Source organism: Methylocaldum sp. (assembly GCF_039794385.1).
GTDB lineage: Bacteria > Pseudomonadota > Gammaproteobacteria > Methylococcales > Methylococcaceae > Methylocaldum.
In genome coordinates this window covers 1-7018 of record NZ_JBDIVO010000247.1, presented here as the reverse complement: position 1 = coordinate 7018, position 7018 = coordinate 1, and the positions used below count along the sequence as shown (strand labels likewise).

Sequence of the window (7018 nt, the reverse complement as noted above, 5' to 3'; positions counted from 1 at the left end):
CGCCCTTCCCGACGGCACAGTTGGGCCAACGGGTGCGTCGGCAAAGGATTGCCGACCTACGAATGCTGGAAAGAGTTGAGCTCTTGGGATACTGCCGGAATGTCTGCAATTTCGCCCGTGCAAGCGAGCAAAAGAAAGGACCGCGAAAGCGGTCCTTTCACCGGCTAAAACGTACCCCGGAACTTCTCGCAGGGTGTTTCGTCGGCCGATTAGAACGTTTTTCATCCCGGTGTACGGCTTCGTGTCGGGCGGGAAGAACGTAGGTCGGCAATCCTTTGCCGACTTATCGGTTCGGCAAGGGATTGCCGACCTACATATCGGGCTCTCTGGCACCGAATCGGAAAATGCTCTAGGGCAACGGATGCTGTTCCAGGTTCTTTTCGACGATTTCCTGATGAACCGAGAAGACGTCCGCCGAATTCGGATCGACGACGACCCGCAGCCAGTGCACGTCGTCGGCACCGAAGGTTTCCACGCGCGTCGCGTTCTCGATGCGCCGCTTGCTGTTACTGCCCATCATGGGCTTGTCCACACGGTAATAATGCGAGTCGCCGTGAGCGAAAACGACCGGCTTCTCGAACTTGATCGCTTCCGCTTCCATGTCGGCGAGAATTTCCTCGAAACCGCGCCGCCCCGCGCTGCCCTTGGCCAGCTCGAAACCGGGATTGGCTTGAAACAGAAGCAGCACGCCGCGTGCGTCTTCCGCCTCGGCTTTCGCGAAGGTCTCGCTGATCCAGGCGCGGGCCGCCTCGATGCGGCGAGCGACTTCCTCGTCGTCGGCCGGGGTGCGGGCGGCGAACGGCGCCAGGCCGTTATTGCTGCCGACGATGTGCACTGTCGCGAACATGACGTGCTGTTCCATCCAGCGCGTGTTCTCGACGAATTCCGGATAGCTCGGATCGGCGGCCTGGGTTTCCACCGTCATGGTTTTCTCGCCCAGCGTCTGACCGGGCACCGGATAGAACATTTCTCGCAGCTTGGCCAGCCGTTCCAAAGGCTGATAGGAGCCATTGTTGGCGCGATGGCAATCCGCCCATTCATTGTCGCCGGGGGTCAAAACGAAGGGAATCTCGAAACGCCGGAAGCGTTGCAGCCGATCCTCGAACACTTCGTCCGAGCACAGGGTGGAACCGTTCTTGATGTCGCCGGCATGCAGAACCCATTTCAATTTATGGTTCGCATTGATTTCCGCGATCACGTTATCGAGCTTCCAAAAATCGGCCGGGGCATACGGCACGTCGCCGATCAAGGCGAACTCGAACTTGCCGTAACCGTGGGCGTTATTGTGCTCCGGTGCGGCACTGGCGGTTTGGCCGAGTGCGACGGCGCAAGCGGCGGCAAAAAGCAGGGATTTGACTGGTGTCATGTTCACAATGAGCTCCGGGTTGGAAAGAAAATAAAAGGGCCGCAAGCGGCCCCTTTCCAATCGGCGAACTCGACGGTTACCAGGTGGTCGAGGCCCGACATTTGTTCAGAAGCGCGGCCATTTAATCGGCGGCGCATTACAGGTCTATTAGGATTTCGTAACGATTCGGTGACGGACTGGCTATCGTCGGTGCTCCCTTTTCACATCCATGCCTTGGTTGTGGGCGTTTCGGGTACGCCTCGTGGGATATCGGAGAAACATGTCCCGCGATCGGGTAACGAAACGTTTCATCGAGGAGCGGAATCCGACGCGTGGTACGCAAGGTTCCGGATGAGATCCAGAAAGAACCGCGGACCTTGATATTCCGGATCGCTGTCAATGAGGGATTGATTTTGTAGGTGAGTTAGGCCGCGAAGCCCTAACCCACCCTGGCGGCGCCAACGGCGGGAACAAACGCGGCTTTAGTATTCGCAGTCAAATTGCCTAATCCAGCTGTCTAAAGGACTAACGATGTCACGTCAAAGGAGCATGAATCATGAGCAATCAAGAACCGCGCACGCCCCCTAAGACCACGGACTTCGGCATTTTTTATCCTGTCGGCTACCTGGTCGTCGCGTTCCCGAAACGGGAGGACGCACAGCGGGTACAGCAAGATCTCCTAACCGGCGGTTATGAGCAGGCGGATTGCCAGCTTTATACGTGCGAAGAAGTGGCTGCCGCCGCGCAGCGTAATCTTGCGGAAAACACGGGCTTTCTCGCGCGATTGGGCTGGAGCGACGATGCGGTGCAAGCCCATCTGGATGCGGCCCGGCAAGGCTCCGCATTTTTGCTGATCTATGCACCCGGCGACACCGACGCGGCACGCGCGATGAACGTCGTTCGCCGCGTACCGTTCGATTTCGCGCACCGTTACCACCGGCTGGCGATCGAAGAACTGAAGTAATCGCCCGATCCTGACATGCCTGCCGAGAAAGCGAACGAAGCGCCCGACGCTGCGGTCAAACCTTGTCTGCATCTGACAAGGAGGACTTCGTCATGTCATATACGGAACGATTGACCGGCGCGGGCGGCCCGGACGTTTTCTTCGGCGAACTCAGACAGAATTGGGGTTGGCTCCTGGCCCTGGGAATCGTATTGATCATTCTCGGTACGATCGGGCTGGGCATGACGTTTTTCTTGACCGTGGCCAGCATGGTTTATTTCGGAGTCCTGTTGCTCATTGGCGGAAGCTTCCAGATATTTCATGCCGTCAAGGCCACGGGATGGAAAAGCATCATTCTGTCCGTACTCATCGGCATCCTCTATTTGCTTGCGGGTATAACCATCATTAACAACCCTGTGGCCGCATCAACCCTTCTTACCTTGGTCCTTGGCGGAGCGCTGATCGGCATCGGTATCGCGCGGATGGTTATGGCCCTTCAACTCCGCGGGCTCAAAAGCTGGGTTTGGCCGCTTGCAAGCGCCATGCTCGAAATACTGCTGGGCGTCATGATCGTGTCGGAATGGCCGGTTTCCGGACTTTGGGTCATCGGTCTTTTCGTCGCAATAGAATTGATCATGAACGGTTGGAGCTGTATCGCGATCGCACTGACCGCAAAGGAATCCGAAGCCTGGGAAGGATCGCCGAATAAGGCCTAGTCCTGCCACGAGTAAACGGCACGAAAACGCCATTTGGGTCGTGGGACGGGGCATGGGAGCGAGAGTCATCTTCGGATGGGTCAAAAAGATACCGGACCGCGTTTGTTTTCGTTTTCCCCCAAGCCTTTCCCTCGGCCCGTCCAACAAGAGGGATACGAAAGACCGAATAAGCGGAGTCCGGTTTACGCGGCTCGATAATCCTCCGGAATGCCCCGTCTGTTTTTTGTGGCCCCCTCCTGGGGACCGGTCGCCCGGCCTTCGCCTGCGAGCGGCGCACTTCTTATTGTCTCGCTGGTCTCAAGAATGGAATCATCCGCCAAGGAGGGCCGCACCATGCAGACTTGCCGCGTAGCCTGTATCTCAATATTCGTCCTGATGGTCTGTGCGGGCAGCGGCGGGGCGCAGACGTCCGGCGGGACAGGCGCCTGTCCGCCGTTCGAGACACGCGCGCCGAACGCGCCGGACCAGCGCCCGGCGTTTCCCGGTCAGACCCGCGCGTGCGCCGTCCAATCCGATGTCGCCTTCGACGTCGTCGTGCTCGCAACGGGGCTCGAGCAGCCGTGGATTGTACGTCGTCACCGACGAGACCAACGGTGAGCTTTGGAAAATCGTACCGGGACGATAGGCGCGAGAGGCGCTTCGAAGCCGGCGGACTGACCGCTCATTGAATTTTCGTCTTGCCGCAATCGTTTTTGGAGGTGACTTATGATCGGATACACAACGGACATCGAACGCGATACGCTCGCAAACCAGGACTACCGCCGCGTGCTCTATACCGGCCGGAATACCCAGCTGGTGCTGATGACGCTCCAGCCGCGCGAGGAAATCGGAGTCGAAACCCATGAGGAGCACGATCAGTTCATCCGCATCGAAGCCGGAACCGGCCTGGCCGTGCTAAACGGTGAAGAGCACCCGTTGAGCGATGGCGTGGCGGTGGTGATTCCGGCGGGCGTCGAACACAACGTGATCAACACCTCATCCGACCAGCCGCTCAGGCTGTACACGCTCTACAGCCCGCCCGAGCATCCCGACGGCACCGTGCACCGAACGAAGGCCGACGAGCCTGCGGAACACTGAGATCGGCATTCGAGTGCCGAGATGAGCACTGCCGGCCCCATCGTCGCTCTCTTGCCGCGCGATTACGATGCCGTCTTGTTCGACCTCGACGGCGGATATTTTGCGCAATATTCGGAGCAGCATGGGGCCATCGAAGTCGATCAAGCCGCGATCGATCTGGTGCGGTCGCTCCGGGCGCAGGCGATTCGAACGGCCGTGGTAGCTGCCGGCAACGACTTTGCAGCGATGCAGGAAGCCGCCGGTATCGCGCCGCTGTTCGATATTTATGTGGACCGGTCGGAGATCATCCGTCCGGAGCTCGAGGGCAAGCCGCCGCTCGATGCGCTTCTGGAGGCGGCGCGGCGGCTCGGAGTGGAACCGCTGCGAACGGTCGTCGTGGCGGATACGGTCGGCGAGGTCGAGGCGGGACACATGGGCCGGTTCGGCCTGGTTATCGGCATCGACCGCAGCGGTCGGTCGCAGGCCTTGCGGGAGGCCGGCGCCGATGCCGTCGTGACCGGCTTGGCGAACATCCGCGTGTCGCTCGAACCGCCCTCTGCCTGGGTGTTGGCGTACGAGGACTTCGACCCGGCACGCGAGGGCATCCGGGAATCCTTGTGCGCCCTCGGAAACGGCTATTTCGAGACGCGCGGAGCAGCGCCCTGGGCGCGGGCGGACGATATCCGTTATCCCGGCACCTACCTGGCAGGCGGCTACAACCGGCTGCGGACCGATATCGCCGGACGGGTGGTCGAAAACGAGGACCTCGTCAACTTCCCCAATTGGCTCGCGCTCGAGTTTCGCATCGCCGACGAGGATTGGTTCGATGAGCGAAAGGTCAGAATCCTGTCACATCGTCAAGAACTGGACCTCCGCAGCGGCCTGCTGTCGAGGGCCATACGCTTCGAGGACGGCAAAGGGCGGCGGAGCACGCTTACGGAGCGGCGCCTGGTGTCGATGGTCGACATGCATCTGGGTGCGATCGAGCTCACCCTGACCGCCGAGAACTGGTCTGCCCGCATCACGGTCCGCACGGCCATCGACGGGCGTGTTGTCAACGCGGGCGCGAAGCTTTATCGGAAATTCAACAATCAGCACCTGGAGCCGCTGACGGGTGAAATCGTCGGCGAGGACGGGGTGTGTCTCGAAGTGCGTACATCTCAGTCGAAGCTGCATGTCGCGCAGGCGGCGCGAACGCAGGCGTTCAAAGGCGGCAAGCTTGTCAAGACGCCGCGTCGAACGGTTTGCGAACCCGGGTATATCGGGCAGGCGTTCGGCATGCGGCTCAAGCCGGGGGAGACGCTGGTGCTGGAGAAACTCGCCATGCTCCATACCTCGCGCGATCGCGCCATCTCCCAGTGCGCCCTGGCGGCGCGCAAGGCGATGGCGCGAGCCGGACGCTTCGAGGCCGCGCTGTCGGACCACGTCCTGGCCTGGATGCACCTGTGGCGAAGGTTCGACATCCACATGGAACCCGCCGGACGCGATTTCGGGCTGAACGCGCCGATGATGCTTCGGCTGAACATGTTTCATCTGCTGCAGGCCGTGTCCCCCAACTCCATCGATCTCGATATCGGCGTGCCGGCACGCGGCTGGACCGGCGAAGCGTATCAGGGCCACATTTTTTGGGACGAGCTGTTCATCTTCCCGTTCCTCAATTTTCGAATGCCCGAGATCACCCGCTCGCTGCTCATGTACCGCTATCGGCGCCTAGACGAAGCGCGAGCCGCGGCGAAAAGCGCCGGATTCCGGGGCGCCATGTTCCCATGGCAAAGCGGAAGCGATGGGCAGGAGGAAACCCAGGAGCTCAACCTGAATCCGCGCTCGCAGCGATGGGTGCCCGACAACTCTTATCTGCAGCGCCACGTCGGCAGCGCCATTGCCTACAACGTCTGGCAGTACTTTCAGGTTACCCGTGACATCGAGTTTCTGCAGTTCGCCGGTGCCGAGCTGATGCTCGAGATCGCCCGCTTCTGGGCTAGCATCGCGAGCTTCGGTGAAGAAAAGGGCCGCTACGAGATCCGCGGGGTGATGGGCCCGGACGAGTTCCACGAAGGCTATCCCGATGCGCCGACGCCCGGCCTCGACAACAACGCCTATACCAACATCATGGCCGTGTGGGTACTGCGCCGGGCACTGGACGTGCTCAGGCTGCTCCCCGATCTCCGGCGGTTGGAGCTCATGCGCGAGCTTCCCTTGTCCGCGGAAGAAACCGCGCGTTGGGAGGACATCAGCCGGCGAATGTTCGTGCCGTTTCACGGGAACGGGGTCATCAGCCAGTTCGAGGGCTACGAAAAGCTCATCGAGCTGGATTGGGAGGACTACCGGAGGCGGTACGGCAACATCCAGCGCCTGGATCTCATTCTCGAAGCGGAGAACGACACGGCGAACCGCTATAAGCTGTCGAAGCAGGCCGACGTGCTGATGCTGTTCTATCTGTTTTCGGCCGAGGAGCTGAGCGATCTGTTCACACATCTCGGCTATCCGTTCGAATATGAAACCATTCCGCGCAACGTCACGTATTACGACCGCCGTTCGTCGCACGGCTCCACATTGTCGCGGGTCGTGCACGCGTGGGTCTTGGCGCGATCGAACCGGCCGCGCGCGATGACCTACTTCGCGGAGGCGTTGCAGAGCGACTTGAGCGACATTCAGCAAGGCACCACGGCCGAGGGCGTGCACCTCGGCGCCATGGCGGGGACGGTCGATCTGATGCAGCGCGTAACGACCGGCGTCGAGGTCACGAGCGATGTCCTCAGGCTCAATCCGCAATTGCCGGCGGAATTGGCGCGCCTCGACCTGCGCATTCGCTATCGCGGACACACGCTCGATTTGCATCTCACCCGCGACGCCCTTACCGTACACGGGCGCGAACCCGGCATCGCGCCGATCCGCCTGGCATTCAAGGATGAAGTACACGACTTCCCCGGCGGCAGCACGCGGGTTTTCGATCTCGGC

6 protein-coding genes are annotated in these 7018 nt (G+C 60.7%); 4 read left to right on the top strand and 2 right to left on the bottom strand.

Annotated elements, in window-relative coordinates; translation table 11 throughout:
- Positions 1-349: 349 nt before the first annotated feature.
- Positions 350-1366, bottom strand: coding sequence for a metallophosphoesterase (locus tag ABJK70_RS17650; RefSeq protein WP_347258627.1), 1017 nt, complete (start codon positions 1364-1366; stop codon positions 350-352).
- Between the two features lie 535 nt (positions 1367-1901).
- On the opposite strand from ABJK70_RS17650, the gene ABJK70_RS17645 reads away from it, so the two are divergent.
- A complete protein-coding gene (locus ABJK70_RS17645) occupies positions 1902-2309 on the top strand; it encodes a hypothetical protein (RefSeq protein WP_077730045.1) in 408 nt (135 codons plus the stop codon).
- A gap of 92 nt (positions 2310-2401) precedes the next feature.
- Positions 2402-3004, top strand: coding sequence for an HdeD family acid-resistance protein (locus tag ABJK70_RS17640; RefSeq protein WP_347258626.1), 603 nt, complete (start codon positions 2402-2404; stop codon positions 3002-3004).
- Positions 3005-3364: 360 nt separating this feature from the next.
- Here ABJK70_RS17640 and ABJK70_RS17635 read toward each other — a convergent pair whose 3' ends face one another.
- Entirely contained in the window at positions 3365-3583 is a 219-nt protein-coding gene (locus tag ABJK70_RS17635; protein ID WP_156881949.1) for a hypothetical protein, read from the bottom strand.
- A 126-nt stretch (positions 3584-3709) separates the two neighbouring features.
- Here ABJK70_RS17635 and ABJK70_RS17630 point away from each other — a divergent pair, with 126 nt between their 5' ends.
- On the top strand, positions 3710-4081 hold the full coding sequence (locus tag ABJK70_RS17630; protein WP_156881950.1) for a cupin domain-containing protein: 372 nt from the start codon (positions 3710-3712) through the stop codon (positions 4079-4081).
- Positions 4082-4102: 21 nt separating this feature from the next.
- Positions 4103-7018: glycosyl hydrolase family 65 protein (locus tag ABJK70_RS17625; RefSeq protein WP_347258625.1), on the top strand; the 2916-nt coding region annotated here is incomplete at its 3' end.

What these genes read in the sequence shown, in the direction of transcription:
- ABJK70_RS17650 (WP_347258627.1), bottom strand. Translation starts at nt 1,366, where the DNA reads ATGACACCAGTCAAATCCCTGCTTTTTGCCGCCGCTTGCGCCGTCGCA.
- ABJK70_RS17645 (WP_077730045.1), top strand. Translation starts at nt 1,902, where the DNA reads ATGAGCAATCAAGAACCGCGCACGCCCCCTAAGACCACGGACTTCGGC.
- ABJK70_RS17640 (WP_347258626.1), top strand. Translation starts at nt 2,402, where the DNA reads ATGTCATATACGGAACGATTGACCGGCGCGGGCGGCCCGGACGTTTTC.
- ABJK70_RS17630 (WP_156881950.1), top strand. Translation starts at nt 3,710, where the DNA reads ATGATCGGATACACAACGGACATCGAACGCGATACGCTCGCAAACCAG.